The sequence below is a fragment of the Endozoicomonas arenosclerae genome, assembly GCF_001562015.1.
Taxonomy (GTDB): Bacteria; Pseudomonadota; Gammaproteobacteria; order Pseudomonadales; family Endozoicomonadaceae; genus Endozoicomonas_A; species Endozoicomonas_A arenosclerae.
Window position 1 is genome coordinate 13337 of sequence record NZ_LASA01000116.1, and the last position, 16271, is coordinate 29607.

At 46.7% G+C, this 16271-nt stretch carries 17 protein-coding genes; 6 read left to right on the forward strand and 11 right to left on the reverse strand.

Annotation, left to right across the window (positions count from 1 at the left end; translation table 11 throughout):
• Nucleotides 1-36: 36 nt before the first annotated feature.
• Entirely contained in the window at nucleotides 37-459 is a 423-nt protein-coding gene (locus WG89_RS18225; RefSeq protein WP_062268563.1) for a type IV pilin protein, read from the forward strand.
• 20 nt (nucleotides 460-479) lie between these two features.
• Here WG89_RS18225 and WG89_RS18230 read toward each other — a convergent pair whose 3' ends face one another.
• Together WG89_RS18230 and WG89_RS31255 are read right to left on the reverse strand one after the other, a co-directional pair.
• The gene (locus WG89_RS18230) at nucleotides 480-881 is read right to left on the reverse strand and encodes a type IV pilin protein (protein WP_062268564.1); all 402 of its coding nucleotides are present in this window, start codon (nucleotides 879-881) and stop codon (nucleotides 480-482) included.
• A complete protein-coding gene (locus WG89_RS31255; RefSeq protein WP_172806857.1) occupies nucleotides 878-2125 on the reverse strand; it encodes a pilus assembly protein in 1248 nt (415 codons plus the stop codon). Before WG89_RS31255 ends, WG89_RS18230 begins: the two co-directional genes overlap by 4 nt.
• Before the next feature lie 693 nt (nucleotides 2126-2818).
• Here WG89_RS31255 and WG89_RS31260 point away from each other — a divergent pair.
• Nucleotides 2819-2974: a hypothetical protein gene (locus WG89_RS31260; RefSeq protein WP_172806858.1), complete on the forward strand. Its 156-nt coding sequence runs from the start codon at nucleotides 2819-2821 to the stop codon at nucleotides 2972-2974.
• A gap of 502 nt (nucleotides 2975-3476) precedes the next feature.
• Here the strand turns inward: WG89_RS31260 and WG89_RS18240 are convergent.
• The 9 genes from WG89_RS18240 to WG89_RS18280 all read right to left on the reverse strand — a co-directional run bounded on the left by WG89_RS18240 (nucleotide 3477) and on the right by WG89_RS18280 (nucleotide 13527).
• Nucleotides 3477-3938, reverse strand: coding sequence for a hypothetical protein (locus WG89_RS18240; protein WP_062268566.1), 462 nt, complete (start codon nucleotides 3936-3938; stop codon nucleotides 3477-3479).
• A 1-nt stretch (nucleotide 3939) separates the two neighbouring features.
• Nucleotides 3940-4704: a PilW family protein gene (locus WG89_RS18245; protein ID WP_062268567.1), complete on the reverse strand. Its 765-nt coding sequence runs from the start codon at nucleotides 4702-4704 to the stop codon at nucleotides 3940-3942.
• A gap of 2 nt (nucleotides 4705-4706) precedes the next feature.
• Nucleotides 4707-5210, reverse strand: coding sequence for a type IV pilus modification protein PilV (gene pilV / locus WG89_RS18250; RefSeq protein ID WP_062268568.1), 504 nt, complete (start codon nucleotides 5208-5210; stop codon nucleotides 4707-4709).
• Between the two features lie 46 nt (nucleotides 5211-5256).
• Nucleotides 5257-5799 carry a GspH/FimT family pseudopilin gene (locus tag WG89_RS18255; protein ID WP_062268569.1) on the reverse strand — a complete coding sequence of 181 codons (543 nt, stop codon included), beginning with the start codon at nucleotides 5797-5799 and terminating at the stop codon, nucleotides 5257-5259.
• Between the two features lie 145 nt (nucleotides 5800-5944).
• On the reverse strand, nucleotides 5945-10726 hold the full coding sequence (locus WG89_RS18260; RefSeq protein ID WP_153301673.1) for a pilus assembly protein: 4782 nt from the start codon (nucleotides 10724-10726) through the stop codon (nucleotides 5945-5947).
• Between the two features lie 79 nt (nucleotides 10727-10805).
• A complete protein-coding gene (locus WG89_RS18265; protein WP_062268571.1) occupies nucleotides 10806-11366 on the reverse strand; it encodes a pilus assembly PilX family protein in 561 nt (186 codons plus the stop codon).
• Between the two features lie 11 nt (nucleotides 11367-11377).
• On the reverse strand, nucleotides 11378-12433 hold the full coding sequence (locus WG89_RS18270) for a PilW family protein (RefSeq protein ID WP_062268572.1): 1056 nt from the start codon (nucleotides 12431-12433) through the stop codon (nucleotides 11378-11380).
• A complete protein-coding gene (gene pilV / locus WG89_RS18275; RefSeq protein WP_062268573.1) occupies nucleotides 12430-12957 on the reverse strand; it encodes a type IV pilus modification protein PilV in 528 nt (175 codons plus the stop codon). Before pilV (WG89_RS18275) ends, WG89_RS18270 begins: the two co-directional genes overlap by 4 nt.
• 30 nt (nucleotides 12958-12987) lie before the next feature.
• On the reverse strand, nucleotides 12988-13527 hold the full coding sequence (locus WG89_RS18280; RefSeq protein WP_172806861.1) for a GspH/FimT family pseudopilin: 540 nt from the start codon (nucleotides 13525-13527) through the stop codon (nucleotides 12988-12990).
• A gap of 341 nt (nucleotides 13528-13868) precedes the next feature.
• Here WG89_RS18280 and WG89_RS18285 point away from each other — a divergent pair, with 341 nt between their 5' ends.
• Genes WG89_RS18285 through WG89_RS18300 form a run of 4 tightly spaced genes read left to right on the forward strand, consistent with a single transcriptional unit; the run spans nucleotide 13869 to nucleotide 16258 of the window.
• Nucleotides 13869-14333, forward strand: a complete 465-nt coding sequence (locus WG89_RS18285; RefSeq protein ID WP_062268575.1) for a GspH/FimT family pseudopilin — start codon at nucleotides 13869-13871, stop codon at nucleotides 14331-14333.
• Nucleotides 14330-14839: a type IV pilus modification protein PilV gene (pilV, locus tag WG89_RS18290; RefSeq protein WP_062268576.1), complete on the forward strand. Its 510-nt coding sequence runs from the start codon at nucleotides 14330-14332 to the stop codon at nucleotides 14837-14839. Before WG89_RS18285 ends, pilV (WG89_RS18290) begins: the two co-directional genes overlap by 4 nt.
• Complete coding sequence (locus WG89_RS18295; protein ID WP_062268577.1) at nucleotides 14836-15804, forward strand: PilW family protein; 969 nt, start codon at nucleotides 14836-14838, stop codon at nucleotides 15802-15804. The genes pilV (WG89_RS18290) and WG89_RS18295 overlap by 4 nt, the downstream gene beginning before the upstream one ends.
• A 4-nt stretch (nucleotides 15805-15808) precedes the next feature.
• Nucleotides 15809-16258, forward strand: a complete 450-nt coding sequence (locus WG89_RS18300) for a PilX N-terminal domain-containing pilus assembly protein (RefSeq protein WP_062268578.1) — start codon at nucleotides 15809-15811, stop codon at nucleotides 16256-16258.
• The last annotated feature ends 13 nt before the right edge of the window (nucleotides 16259-16271 follow it).

Below are 16271 nucleotides of genomic sequence, written 5' to 3' on the forward strand. Positions count from 1 at the left end.
GATTCTGTAAAAAAGCAAGATTAAAGGAGCTGAGTTATGGACAATCAGCAGAAGTATTACAGAGGAAATGGTTTCAGCTTGATCGAGCTGATGATCGTAGTGGCGATCATAGGCATCATTGTCGCGGTTGCTATCCCCTCTTATCAGCAATATGTTTTTGAAAGTCGGCGGTCAGATGCTCATGTGGCATTGACAACCGCAGCCGCTGAGCAGGAAAAGTTTTATACCTATGACAATGCCTATACGACGGACATTAATAATCTGGGGGGAGCTAACTCACCGAACGGGCATTACACCATTACTGTAACCGCGACTGATACCACCTACACCATTACAGCTACCGCCATTAGCAGCAGTACACAGTTTCAGGATACCGATTGCCGAACCATTACTCTGAATCACCTGGGCGCCAAAGCGAGCTTTAACAGTACCTCAACCGCCTCTAGCGGTTGCTGGTAATCAAACCCTCCAGAAATGGCTTATTGCCAGGCATCCAGAGGCGTTCTGGTGCCTCGGCTGTTTAACGTAAGATTGCCGTCCGAAGCCTGAACACCTTGCGGCACCGCAGTCAGCTGTACACACTGGGTAATCGTTAATGAGGAGCAGGCTGCTGCACTGATCAGATAATGACCATTCTCGGAAGCAACATCAGAACCACTCAAAGTGTATCCCAAGTCAGAAAGGTCATCGGTATAAGTCAGCTGCTCGGTATAGTAACGCTCCTGCTGTTGCATTATGGTCAGAAGCGCTGATATGCCCTCACTACGTCGGGACTGCATGACATATTCGTTATAGGCGGGAACGGTTATGGCAGCCAAAATACCAATAATGGCCACCACAATAATGATCTCAAGCAGTGTGAATCCCTTTACCCTGCTCACTGGTTTTCCCTCCAGAAGGTTTTGTGGAAAGGGACTGAACCCGCTTCCCTGAGAATATCCTGAAAGCACTCCCCTCCCACGCAGATATCTGCACCCTCACTGTTCCTGTTGATAATTGTTGGAGCAGGAGAGAGCGTGGTATAACGCAGCTGACGCTTTCTATCCCCCTTAACAACAGAACTGTTGCCATCAAGATCCAGCACTGCACTGCCATTATCGATATTCAGAACGTATAGAAAGTTGGCGCCACCGCCACCCGGTGCATATGTGGTTAAGGTAAGAACGTTATTGAAGACGGTGGGTCTGCCGAACAGCTTCTCACCTGAAGTTTCAAAGCGGATAAACCAGCCTTTCTGACTGCCCAGGCTGCTCAGGGCTGCTGCCCTCTGGCTAGCATTACCCTGTTGTACGAGATTGGCTGTGGCATCGTACAAGTTAGACTCAGTTATGATCGAGCTGCCATTGTAGTTGTAGCTGCCGGGCGCATTATAGATATTCGTGTCTCTGAACACATAAAGACGGTCATTCATCTGGGTGCTCTGGGGCTTGGCCCTGAAGCCACTGCCGACAACAATATTCAGGTGATCCACCGATCTGGAAAGAGATACATCGGGTCCTTCATAAAACCGGCGTGCATCAGCCTGAGAGCTGCCTGAAAAGTTAGCAATTCGTCCACCGGTAGCAAAGTTACCACCACCGCTGTTTCCCTGATTTACGTCAAACCGCCAGACCTGTCCGCCAATATCAGCAGCAAAAAAGTAATCGGTCAGACCGTTTCTGTCTATGTCGATCACGGCCAGATCGCCAGGAATGCTGTAATTCATGTTGGACAGGTTAAGGTTGGTACCTCCTATACCGGCTGACCACAACTTTTGACCGGTTCCGGCATCCACCATGTAGATAACCCGACCCATAGCGTTATTGCCTATACTCGTTTGAGTATCGGTTGCCGGATCATACCCACCACCAAAAAACAGAACTTGCCGCTCTACCCCATTAAATCGAACTTTGGCTAGAGTGGGTGAAGACCAAGTCTGGCCCAATTCAGAAAAATCACTACTGCCTCCTCTGATTACCCACTTCAGAACCGGATCATTCCTTCTTGTGACGTCCAGTGCATAGATATTGCGACCACCACGCCTCATCGTAAGATAGACGTATACATGCTCCCCAGAATCAGTAGCTCCATTAGCAGACTGCAGGATATCCCCGTCTTTATTGAGATCATTCACCCAAATCGCCATGGGGCCATCCAAGCCATAGACTTTTGCCGGAAACGATGGTGGCGTCGCAGATGGGGGAGTATGTAATGGCCTGTCAGGCCTTAATCTGCAGCTTTGATTCAGGTTTATATCACCAAATCTAAACTGATAGAGGCATTGGCGAGAATAAGAGCATACGAGATTGTTTATATTCCAGACACAATCATCATCCCTTTTGGGATACCTCAAAACACAGTTATTGTCGCTAAAATTGTCGACATCAACTCCCGTTTCATATATACACCAATACGGATTGTTACACCTTCCAGGAAAGATTGTCGTACATTCACCATTATGAGCCGGCTCTGGTGGCAAGCTGGGAGTATCAAGCTGCAAATTACCTTTATAAATCTGCAAATTGCCTAACAAGTCCCGGGGTATATAAGAAAAATATGTCTGCCCGTTCTGGCCGTTAACCCCATGTAGAAAACCCATGTTAGTAGTGAAGTAAACCGTTCGGTCGATAACACCGCTTCGATTATTAAAATAAGTCACTATTCTCGGCTGCGTATGTAACGGGTCTCCGAAATTAATTCTGTTATCAGTGCTCGAGCCATCTCCATCTTCATTATGGATATCTACGCCTCTGCTCCATTGTAAGAGTGGAGACCGATTTGAACTGGATACATCTCCCGTAAAACCTAACATTGAAGTATTAATCCCTGAGTTACCTTCATGCAACCGGTTGTTTCCTGTATTCAACTGAACATTACTGTCTCCCTGAATATTGGACACGACGAGACGGCTCTGGTTGATATGAGCTGCAGCACCTCCTGCCACCGCATTACTACCATCATTGAAATTCCCCCAAAAACTCCTGGCGCTGGCTAAAAAAAAGCCTGTAGAACTGTCTATAGCCTGATTGCCATTAACATCATAAATCTGATTGTCTGTGCCAATTCGGTATCGCTTGAGATTCCCCCGCCATCGAGCATGATCCTCCTTACGCAACAGAATGTAATATATTTCATCTGAGCTTTGCAGCCTGTTACTGGCGTCTGCTGTCGTCGCTGGTTGGGCAAACCCTAATAAATGCACTTGTCCATTTCTGAGCACTTCAATATCATCTGCCCAACTTTTATTGAGTAAACCTAGCAATGCAAAAGCCAATAATACTTTAAATACAAAGCCAGTCAGTGTAATACCAATTTGCGGCTTCAATGATCAGTTCCTTATCCTTAATCCCTTTAACTGTCTTGCAAAAAAACTTTTTATACTTTTTACTATGACATTGCAGCTCTATCAGATTCTATTAGCTTTTCATGTTATGGGGTAAGCTGCAATTGTTGATCATGGTTGTTTTGACATTCTCTGCGGGGACTAAATTCTGGAGCTAAATAGAAGTGACATAAATAAAGCCCAGTGTCTGGCTGGATCTTGCGCCTGTCGAACCCAACGTCGCAGCACTGTCAATTTCAAACATTAAGCCAATGAATTTCCCCAGACTGTAACCAGGAGGTGGCGGAACTTCTCCAATGTAACGAAGCGTGGCTGTCTGACAAACCTGGGTTGGATTGGAGCAACCTGTAGGGTTCTGGATAACAGTCAAAGCGACATTGGCTGCGGTAGCATCGAGCAAGACGCTGGAGTTTGCTATCAGATACTCATACTGTGCATCCAGCTCACTGTAGGCAACCTGATAGACCTGTAACCGCCTCTGCTCATTACTTACCGCCATTTCTTCCACAATGGCCATTTCCATGACAAATAATCCGGAAAACAACATCACCAGCATAATGATCATGGTCATCAGCATGATCGCGCCTTTTTCCCTGGCCTTTTGTAGTTTTCCCATCTTAGAAACCGGTATTGTTCAATTTGGAGGCCGTAGTAAAGACGTAACGTGGACGACCATCGGTTAATGTCAGCGTGCCACTTTCCAGAATGTTGTATTCCCGGGTACGTTGATCAAAAGCTCTCGCCTGTTGCCCTGAATTCACCAACACTCCTACCCTGACACTTCTTACATCCTGCCAGTCAGACACGGCATTGGCAGCGAGGTATTGATGTACATTCCCAGAATCATTATTGGTCACGCCATAAACCACCTGCAGGCGCTCAACCCCTATTATTACTGGCCTTGCTGCGCCCCTGGCGGTCGAGTTTGCCGGGTTATAGCCACGACAAAACAAGGTATCTATGTTGTCATTCGCCGGATCAGTCTCCACATAGTAAACATCAGCAGTCAGTTCACCTGTGGGCACCGTATTGCCTGCACAGTCCTCCCCATTTTCCGGAAGAAACTGCACTGCGACCTGATCACTGTCAGTACCACCGCCATCAAAGGTGCACTGGGCTGCACTGCCACAACTCCCGGTAAAAAAAGGCAAGACCCGACTGTTAACAGTATCACTGTACCCTGCACGTCTCATAGCACGACTGAGCAGATATAATGTGTGGCGACCATTTTCCTGAGCCAGAGCAAGATCTTCATGAAAATAGGTCGAGCGGCTGCTGTTCAACATGATCTGCAAAAAAGTACTGCTGATCAATAACCCCAGGAGCAGGGCCAGCATCAGCTCAATAAGTGACAACCCTTGCTGTCGGAAGATCGATCTCATAATCAGTTACGCCGATAAGTCAGAGTCAGAGACTTCTGAGCCAAAGACAGACTTCCTATTCCTCCTCTGGCTTCCCATAAAAGGGTTATCGACACGGTTTCACCAGAATTACAGGGTGTAGCTGTGCAACTGATGGTCATTTGTTGATTTGAGACACGAGCATTACGGCACATAAGATCGTGGACATCAAAAGCAGCCATCTCATCAGCCGTGCAGGTATTGGCAATACATTGTCTGGGGGCTGATCCACCACAGTAGGAAGAAAGATTGGTGCTGGCTGTTTGTGCAGAATTCTGATAAACACCGGATTCCAGACCCGCGAAATTCACCTTGATGCGTTCAGACATTTCATTCGCCAGCCAGGTTGCCTGAGATCTCTGCATACTGTCCTGACTGGCTCTGACAGCTTGAGCCTGCATGCCCGCCATACCCAGTATGCCCACCAGAAAAATCAGTACACTGATAAGCACTTCAATTAAACCGAACCCGGCTTCTCTGATATTCATCACAGATTTGCAATTCCTTTTATGACTCTCCATTAATAATCATCCATTAGCAATCGTCTGTTGAAGAAGTTTTCCTGATTTGACCTGTAGCTGACACAGACACTGTTCTTACAGGAGTATCTACCCCTCCTGTTGGACAGAGCCTGATAGTACGAACCACGGCAGGGCTGCCACGAGGAACAAATGTCACCGTATTCCCTGCATCGAGATGAATAGTGACCTCTCTGTCAATCACCCCGTACACCCTGATGATATCTTCACCGGGATCAACGGAGTTGTTGTTGTTAGGATTCACAAAAACCAGCCAGCCCGCTTTCCAGTTGTTGTCTGAAGTGTCACAGCTAATGCCATTCTGACTTCGGCACATGCTGACATTCTCTCCTCTCTTTATCGCCTCACTTCGGGTCAACACCATACTGCTGAAAACACGTTGATTGTAAAAATCCATACGAAAGGACTTAACAAGAGAGTCCATCGACACCGTCAGGGAGCCAATAATGCCAACCAGAATAATGGTGATCATGATTTCGATCAGAGTCAGGCCCTTCATGGAAGACGGCCTGACTTTTGAGAAGCTACGTCTGAGCATAATCAGCTTCCTGCAAAGAACTTCATGCTCAACTCTAGAAACAGACTGAAAACAGAGCATTCAGACAATGACAGGCGGCTGATCCACACGTGAACCGGATGCATGAGAAACAAATATCTTCAAAGAATTGACGAGGTGCAGGAAACTACTGGCTTCCCCAGGGAATGCCAAAGATCTGTCGCCATGACATTCTGCCAGAAGTCTGAAAGCGATAATTCAGCTCATGGCTGCTGATGCTACCACCTGCGCCCTGGGTAACTGCAGTTCTATTACCACCAGTTCCCTGATGTATAACAGGTGATGATGCATAGCCGAGCCCAAGGTTCACTCTGTTTATGGAGAGGTCATAACTTACCTCTTCCCCCAGGTCCTGCTCACCCAGAACCGGGTCTGGAGATGCTGTGCCGGTCTGGTAATGAAGGCCTAGCAAAGCGCTCGAACCGTCCACTCGACAACTGTCTGCAGAAGGGGTGTATTCAGTAAACAAAATCAATGAGAACAATCGGGTAGCAGAAGTGATTGCCCGGCCTGCGGGGATGACACCATCGCCATTCAAATCCTGGACCCAGCCACTCTTAGCTGAAATGACAGATTGCAAAGCCGAAAAGCTGCTGACAGTGGAAGAGTCCACGGTGAAAGGTACATTACCGCTGGACGTTTTCTTGTTAATCGAGCCGTTGGTGTATACCTGCACGTCTGTAGTATTCATTAGACCGGATTGCGAGACTGAGCCATAGGTCATTGCACCACTGCTGTTTTGAGGCTCCTTGAAACCATAAAAAGACTGAGTTTGTGCAGTGCGATTATCATCATACGTCAATAGTCTTCCACTACCGACATACAGCCAGTTATGGCTTTTATCTGACAAGACAATGGGAGCAGCAGTCATTGGCTTTCCGGTATCCAGAAGTGTCGCCAGCGTGGAATTGGTCAACGTTTCCTGAAGGCGTAATCTAAGCAGTTTCCCATCCAGTGTTGATGAGCCGGTTTCAACCGAACCCAGGTAAACAGCGTCATCCTGATAATCCCGATCCCAGTCTACTGCTGTGAGACTGCCACCATAAGCTGAGGAGATACCTGAATCCATGGGCGCCATGCCGGACACAAAAGATTGAGTCTTGAGGTCATAAACAAACAACTTCAGATTCTGATTACTGGTGCCATCATCCAGCGCCGCGCGCGTACCGGACTCTCCTGTGCCGATAGGGCCTGAACTGAAGACCAGATACCAGTCGTTAGTGGTAGGTGTCTGACTCCAGTCATCTTCACCCTGATTGTTCTTGGCCGCTACGCGACGTTTGACCAATGTTGGACGAGAAGTGGTAAAGCCCAGTTCCGGATGGGTAATTTCTGCCAATACCTTTGGAGGTTCTTCAGGATTCGTTATATCCAGAACCACATAGGCTGAACGAAGGGTCTTGGTACTGCCACCTACTGAAACATCATAATTACCACCACCCAGTCGCATGCCCATCACCAGAACTGTCCCCCAACCTCCCGGGTAGTCATCATCAGAACTGTCAAAAATATTGGCATCAAACGTAACCGGTTCTGCATCCATATAATAAACGTGGGGATAGTCTGGCTCCCTGAGCCACTGAAGGTGGGGTAAGAGATTCATGGGGGTATAGGCCCATAGCTCTGAACCCAGTGGATGGCTGACTTCGTTGTTACTACCGCTGGTGTTGTAACCATAATTGGTTTCATCCCAGAAGCCGCCATTAAAGGCGTGGATCATGCCATCATTGGCTCCAACATAAAGAACATGGCGACGGTTTTTGTACTGGTTGTAGAAAGTGGTATAGGTTGCGTCAGAGTAAAGCGCATCAAAACGACTACCCGGTGATGAAACCAGCTGAGGAGTGGAATGAACAATATCCCCCAAGCGCCAGACATCGTCATCACCATCCGCGTCATAATCAATGGTTCTTGGACGGGTACCGGATAGTTCTTCACCACGCACATAATTGATCACATTGGAGACTTCAGAAGATGACACTCCCAGATAACCCTCACTGCCACTGAATGTGGCTGGTTCCAGAGGCAGAGTTTCACCCAGATCAACAACTCCATCATTATCTTCATCCAGCCAGGTCAATATATGTCGACCGCCTGAAGCCAGAGAACTGAATGTACGCTGGCTGGTAAGGTTGGACAGACTGGCTAACTGATCTCTTGCATCCCATATTGCATCGAGTTGATTCAGAGATTGGAGAGCACCATCAGGTGTTTGAGTTAGACCGTCATCCGAAGTTGAATACCTTTGAAGGAGGGTCTGGTTCGAGTTGGGATCAAATATAAGCTTTACAATCTTGTCGACAGAATAACCATCGAGCCGGTCATTGCCATTACTGTCTTCTCTGAGCAGTCCCTTACTATCAACGAAGAGCGCATGCAGCATACCTCCCCAGGAAATGGTTTTGCCATTGTATTCCATCGTAGGTTGGAACAAGGCCTGATAAAGCACCCCTGTCCCTGTTTGACTGTTTGAAAACAGCGCGGCATTGGTTGCCGATGAAACCCGGCTGGCTATATCCTGTAATACCTGTCCGAGTTGAGCTTCCAGCTGACTTGGGTTACGCGCAAAATAATAGTTGTCTGGAAGACCGTCAGAGCCAATGGAACCTGTTGTATTATTTCGGCTATCCCACTCTCGATCATCGTCGGAGACACCATCACCATTGTCGTCATATTTAGGGGTTCCGTCACCATCCAGATCAACAAAACCACCGTATTTTGCTGCAAACCAGAGCGGTTTTTTCAGCAGACCAGCTGAGTTACCACTGGCGGTAAAGTTATTCACCTCGTAATGGCTCTGACCTTTATAGACAAAGTCATTTTTCAGACCATCGTCGTAAGTACCAGTCATGGTATAACTGAACCGGAGATTTAGGCCGGCAAACACACCATCGACCTGGACCGCCATTCTCACCTGATCATTGCCAAAACTACTGATACTCAAAGTCGAGTCTGATGTTGCAGAACACTGGGCACCTACACAAAACTTAATCCGGGATGAAGCATCATAATCGAAGTCATTACCCCAGAGTGAATCTTCCCAGGTAAACAGCAGGCTGCCTTCAACAACTTCACTATCAGAATTGAGTACAACATTTTCTACAACCACATCAGTCAGTGTGCAGTCACTACCACTACCAGAAAAGTTGGTACCAGACCCAAAGTTAGAACTGGTATGACAGACAGGCTGAAATGTTACGCTCTTGCCACCCGCATTCAATGTGAAGCTTGGCATGCTTTCAGCCAGCTGAATGGAATAGGTTTTCACCTTTTGTACGCCATCCAAAGTACCGTTCAGGTCCGTCTGATTCCCATAAAAGGCCAGCCCTGAAACCTGATAGCTACCTTCCAGCTGAGGCAATTCAGGGCACAGGCCTTTAGCCTCTGATAAACCATTCAGATATTTCGCCGTACATTGACGTGTACTACCGGTACCGCCCACCAGATAATTGCCAGCAAAACTGTTGTTATATTCCAACGCCCCTACTTCATCGGTTTTACTATTAACGCTCGAAGCTCCACTTAACCCAGGTAAATCAGCACTGCTTGAGAGTTCATCGGAGTCAAAGGAATTTAATCCGCTGGATAATAAAATGATGGAGCAATTGGCACAGGCATTGGCGGATGTGATCGGTGAGATCCAGGATTCTGTAGAAAGACCCGAGACAAACTGATCATCATAACTGGTGCTAAAAGCACTGGTGGCAGAGGACTCACCAGCAAAGTAACGGAGCGCTTCCAGATACATTTCTGCCAGCGGGTTACCCCAGTTGCTGCAATGACGGTTTGAGTAGGTGGAACGGCCTGCTTTAAAAGTATCAATTGAAATGCCATAGGTGCTGCAATCTGTATATTTATTCTGGCTGTAGCTGTACTTGGCAATTCTAAAGCTGTTGATGTGCTGGATAATGCCATTAACTGAACTATTAAAAACGCCTGTAGACACGTCTAACTCATCATCAGATGCAGAGCTGTTGCCCCCTATTTTGGAGATATTTCTCCTCAGCACCCCACCCGAAATGTTCTTGTCATAACTGCCGCTGATCAACCCAAACCGAATGCTGCCGTCTTCACCGTAACGTTGAAGCAGACCCACAGGTTTGGAGTTGCTACTGTTGTATTGCCTGCAACGATCTGAGGTAGCCGCATCCTTGCCACTGACGCAAGCTTCAACCCTTACCGTATTCTCTGCCAGTTGATAGCTGCTAGAAGGACTGTTGGTAGCATTCCACTGGCACTGAACCACTTCAGTCGATGCCCAGCGAGCCCACTGGCCACTGGCTATACGTACTTTGGGGTTTCCGTTCTCACTGGTAGCCAGATTACAGAGACTCACGGAACCACTGTAGGGCGTCAAACTGGATAGATCACTGCCGCTGTAGACTTTAACGAAAGCATGAATATCTCTGGGCAGGTAAGCCCTGTCGAGGACTGTTAGAGAGGATGTATCTGTCGAACGTTTGCCACCGAAGAATACCCTTCTGAGAATATCCATACGGCTCATGGTGGCCCAGTTCAAAAAATTACCACTCCACTCTCCACCGCCAGAGGCTGAAGAAGAATTGCAGTAATGATTATTGGTACCAGTCGCCTGCTCCACTGGTGAATAACGACCGTTGGATGAGCTATAGGAGTAACACCACTTGCTGTCAAAATAACCGAGATATTCAAAGCTGTCCTTATAAGTCACATCCAGCTGACCATCACCATCCAGGTCTGAATAGTCCGGATAGGCCTTTTTGAACAGTTCGTGATCTACAGACATCACCAACATGACAAGAGGCTCTGAGCTACGGCTAAGCAATGGGGGTATGGATGAATAGAGATTGGATGAAGGATTCGCTAATGCAATAGACGACCACATCATCCCTATAGACAAGCCATGAGTTAACGTATTTTTTATATTCATGACAGCACTCCTTTTAGCTTCTGCCTTTTTAAGCTCAAGGCTGTCTATCAGCCCAAAGCCGTTCAGCAACTTCGCTTAGCTAGTCATTCTTTTTGTAGGTTGTTTGCAGCATTACCCTGGCATCGGTAGAACCGCCAGTCGCCAGAATTGTGATTCGGTAAAACTGGGCCCAATCGGTGAAGCTGGCCGGGTCAGGAATAGGTCCATCACTTTCCTTAGGGAGATAACAGCGAAATTCAACAATGTATTTGGCCAGAGCTGAAATGCCCGCCAGATTGATTGTTGTAGTTCTATGTTTAGAAGACGTAGTCCATACACTCTCGTCTTCCCAGGGCCGTGCTGTTCCATTTTCACATGTCCCCACATCACTGCTATTAGAACCGCTGAAACATAAGCCATTACTGCAGCCTGATGTAAAACTGGACATTGAAAAACTGGTGTTTGCTACATAGTTTTCAGCTTCCAGCACGCCCACTTCTGCAGAATGAAAAGCCAGTTGTTCGTTCCTGAAGTTACCGGTCATCTTCTCTTCAAGACTGGTTAGACGAATAGAAGTCACCCCAGCGACTGTGAGAATGAGTAAAAGGACAAGACTGACCAGTAAAACGCTTCCCTGCTGATTCTTTATTCGACTTTCCATATAGCCTCCCCTTACTGCGGAATTCGATTCCGAAGCTCCATGGTCATCACAAAAGTTCTGCGTAAAAAATTATCGGTGGGGGTAATTCGATTACCGGCAAAAAAGTATGACTGTGGAATATCAGTGACTTCCTGAAAGCTGCGAACCAGCAACTCCATTCTGACACTGGTCACATTTCGCCATTCCATACTGAACAAGCCTATATCTGCTGCTGTTCGATACTGATTAGCTATTCCATCGGCATCACTGTCATAGCCATAGAGCAGATTTAAACCTTCAACGCCTTCAAGAAGGGCTTCAGCTGAATTAATAGCGCCCGATGACATTTCGCCTGAAAATCTTCGATAAAGATTGGGAACGCCGTTACTCTCTCGCAGGTAATAGGCAACTGACGACAAGGGATATATTTGTGAACCGGTGTGATTCTCAACCTTCGCGTCTGCACCTGATGTCAGGCAGTTGTATGTCCCTCCTAGCTGACTGGTGCAGTTATACAATGTGCCACTTGAAGCAGACTCATGGGAAACCGTCGAACCGGTGGTATTAGCACCTGCCTTGAATACCGAAACTCCCTGACAATCTGACCTGACAGCTGCAAGTAGATCACCCTGATTAAACCCATGAGGAGCTGAAAGAGTCATTCTGGCCGTGCCAGTATTATGGCTGGCCACAGTAAAACTGTTTTCCTGATCTATTCGATGAATCACGATGCTTTCGGAAATAGCGTTAGTATCAATTCGGGATTTGTTTACCAAGGGAATACCCAGAATGCCCTTGTCGAAATGAGCCATCCAAACTCTGTCGTCCGTTGCTGAATATACTGCATTCGCAAGTTCTGAGCTGAAGGGGCAACCCGTTGAAGCAGCCATACGAATATCACGGGCGATCAGATCAATAGCAAAGCGGGCATTCTCCTGAATTCGGGAAAGTTCATCCTGTAACATGTAAGTACGATTGGCACTGAGAAAGAGGTGCCCAATACCTGCTATAAGAATCAAACCTAACAGCATGGCGACCATCATCTCGACCAATGAAAGGCCAGCCTGTCTAATACCCCCTATTCTCATAAGGCACTCCTTAGCACAACTTCACGTGCTGCCTGGGCACCATGGGAATCATTAAATTTCAGAGTAATTACGTAGACTCGACCTGAAGTTGTGTTCTCAATGGCGATAGATCCAGTAGCATCAGGCAGCTGACAGGCCATCTGAAACTTCCATTGCTGTAAGTCATAAGTAGCCAGCTGAGACTCACTGCAGGTTCCCGATTCACAACTATTCACAAAATCATTCGTGGTACAGCCTGTGGCCACATGCTGGGTTTCATTGACGACATATTCACTGCCACTGGCTGCAACCGTTCTGTTTGCCCGAATCCTGTCCATCATGTCGTTTACAATGATCACTGCCTGCGAACGGAGATAAGAGAATTGATTCTGTTGAAGGCTCTTGGTTTGCAAGCCAGCCATACCCAGCACACCAACAGAAATCACCAGCAGGGCCACCATCACCTCAATAAGGCCAACGCCTTTGTGATGTTTTTTACTGGCTATGGGCATTTGCTTTACCAGGCTGCGTGTACTTCCTTTCATACGCACCTCACTGCTTGTCAAAACCTGCTCTTAATTACATGTGCCGGACTCAGAGACTCTTGCCCGTCCAGTGAGGCTCAGCACAATCTGCCTGACTTCAAACCCACTGGAATTAGCTTCACACAATGTAAAAGTTCCTGCCTGCCGCGCCTGCCCCTGATGGTTAAATCCAACCGTGTTGCCATTGTTCCACAGCATGGACACCAAGGCATCAGCACCATCAAAGACCCTGATTAACTGATCACCGGATTCCAGAGTTCCATCAGCATCTTCATCTTCAAACACCAACCAGCCGGTGTTCCAGTTTGTCAGTGAGTTGTCACACCCGGTTCCATTACTTGATTTGCAGATAGAAACAGGACTCTGTCGCTTAATAGCTTCGCTGCGCGCCAGTAACATGCTGCCAAATAACTCCTGGGTATTGGCCGCCACCCGGCGATCTGCGACTAAATCTTTCAAAGAGGGAGCTGCAATAGCGATAAGAATTGCAAAAACAGACAGTGTGATCAGCATTTCTGGAAGCGTCATCCCTGAGCTGCTCATCCGCTTTTGACCGGATCCGAACACCATAATCAGTTCCCTGCACCTGAGCTTGAAGAGAGGCATTTCCTCAACTTCTTACAGCACTCTAGCTGCTCTTGTTTCCGAACCCGAAAAGCTCCACCCCATTGACAGATAGCAAGATCACTTCAACCGACTAATGGCAAAAACCCTTGATTTTTCAGGGATAAAAGAATGAGAAATATCACATAAAAACAGGTATTTACCGCAGCTTATCCGGATGAGTTACCGGTTATCGGTATCAACTGCCAACTGAAAATACTTTGTGTTCAACTCTGCCATGCAAAGAAGCAGCACAATGCCTGTGGCATATAAAAAGAACAGATAAATAGAACAAGAATTACTCTCTCATGGATGTTCAGGTTCCATCTAAACATAACGGCTTTACATTGATAGAGCTGATGATCACTGTAGCAATACTCGCCATTCTGGCCAGTATTGCCTACCCCAGTTTTGACGCGTCTATCCAAAACAGCAGGATTACTTCGCAGACTAATCGGATTCTTGGGGCTCTTCATCTGGCCAGAAGTGAAGCTTCAGCAAGAAATACGGCTATTACCGTCTGTGGTTCGAATAATCAGGCTGCGTGCAATAGTGCAGACTGGTCTACAGGATTCATTGTGCTCGACGGAGCTAATGTTCTTCAGACATTTACCCCTCTTGAAGGAGGTAATCAAGTCAATGTAGCACGGGTTGATTTTGATCGAAATGGGCAACTTAACCTACCTCTGCTACTGACAGTATGCGATGCAAGAGGTGCCGCTTTCTGTGGATCGATCCAGTTAAATGGTTCCGGACAAGCGAGGATTCAATGACTAAAAATAAATTTTCCTCAAATCGGATGCAGGGATTTACCCTCATAGAAATTCTTGTGGCCGTTCTGGTTCTTGCAATTGGCCTTCTTGGTATGGCCAGCCTTCAACTGCTGGGTAGTCAATCATCTCAAGGAGCTGCCTCGCGAACACAGGCAGCTCTTTTAGCATATGACCTTGCAGAAAGAATGAGAAATAACAGAAATGCTGCATTGAACGGCGACTATGGCACTGGGCAACTGGCTGCTCCTAATGACCCGAATTGCATTGCTGCAGGGTGTAACGCAGCCCAGCTTGCTGCCCATGATGTAAGAGAATGGCTAGACCATATTGTTGATGTTAATAACATAGGAATCGACGGCAATAACTGGCAACCCTCAATTGCCGGCGCAACTGCTTCTCTAACTCAAAACAACAATGAATTTACTCTGACAATCAACTGGCAGGAATCTGATAGTGGCTCAAGAAACCTATTACAAAGAAGCTACGAAATGGGTTTTGAAATATGAAGATGTACAACTCAAAACAGTTGGGCCTAAGCCTTGTTGAGCTAATGGTAGCCATTGCTCTCAGCGCATTACTAATGCTGGGAGTAACAAGAATGTTTGCCGACTCATTAAATTCAAATGCCACAGAAACTGCTCTTTCCGAAATCAGAGAGAGTGCTCGTATAGCTATGGATATGATAAAGCGTGATATCAGGATGGTGGGGTTTCAAGGAGACTGTGCTCCTGCGACTATGAACGCTATGGAGAACTCTGTTCTTAATTTTGCTTCTCAAGCCTTAGGTGGAATTGAAGGGAATGGAACAACAAGCGATTCACTGATGATGTTCACAGCATCTGAGGATTTTGCTAATGCTGAAATCACCAATTTTTCAAATGCTGGCAACATTACACTAGACAACCCTGTTTCCTACGCTGCTAATGATATCTTCCTGATATCTGACTGCCAAAACGTCGCTATTTTCACCCCTGCAGGTGCTGGTGCAAATACACAACAAATCAGATCACAACAAAATATAGATACTAGTGATTTTGTTATTCAAGCTACATGCTCCCCAGGAACACCATGTAGCCAGAGACACCCTTTATACCGAGTAGGCAGCATGGTGGGTGGTGTCCCTCAAGGCCTAGTATACGATATCAATGGTACCACCCTGCGCCGGGATGGCGTGGACATGGTCGACGGTATCGAAAATATGCAGGTACTGTATGGTGTAATTTTCAACAACGGTCTTAGATACTGTGATATCGATGACTTTGGTAATGCTGCTGGTGACTGTCAGTGGCAGAACCTGAGGAAAATCAGGATCAGTCTCATATCTGTATCCAGATTAGCAGTGCACCCCCAACCTACTCAGCAAACTTTCCCTATTCTCAATACTGCAAATGCTAACAATCAATTCATTGCTAATGACAGACTCCTCAGAAGGGTTTTTACAACAACAATAAATTTAAGAAACCGAGGATAACTCGATGAGTAATATAGCCCCCTCAAACTCTGAAAGAGGTGCAATCTTATTCATCTCTTTGATTATTTTATTACTAGTTACTGTTATTGCAATTGGTTCAGTACGCTATGCCACTCTAGATCAACGCATTTCACTGACAGTGCAACAAAAGAATACAACGTTCCAGGCTGCTGAAAGTGGCTTAAGCCAAAATGAAAATGCAATGAACTTCAAGTTTGCCATTGACCAAGCAAGAGTGGACGGATACACGGAAACATTCACTTTTACCGATACCTCTGGTTCTCAAGTCACAGCTCAGGCAACTACTAGACAAGTCGGTATCGTTCAAGGTCAAAGTTTGCGCTCGGATGGACTCAAGCTCTATCGATTCAGAACAGAAAGCAATGCAACTATGAATAATGCGAATACAGTCACAGATCTTGAGGCTGGTTTTGTTAAAGCGGTACTGGATTAACGGAAACAGCCTT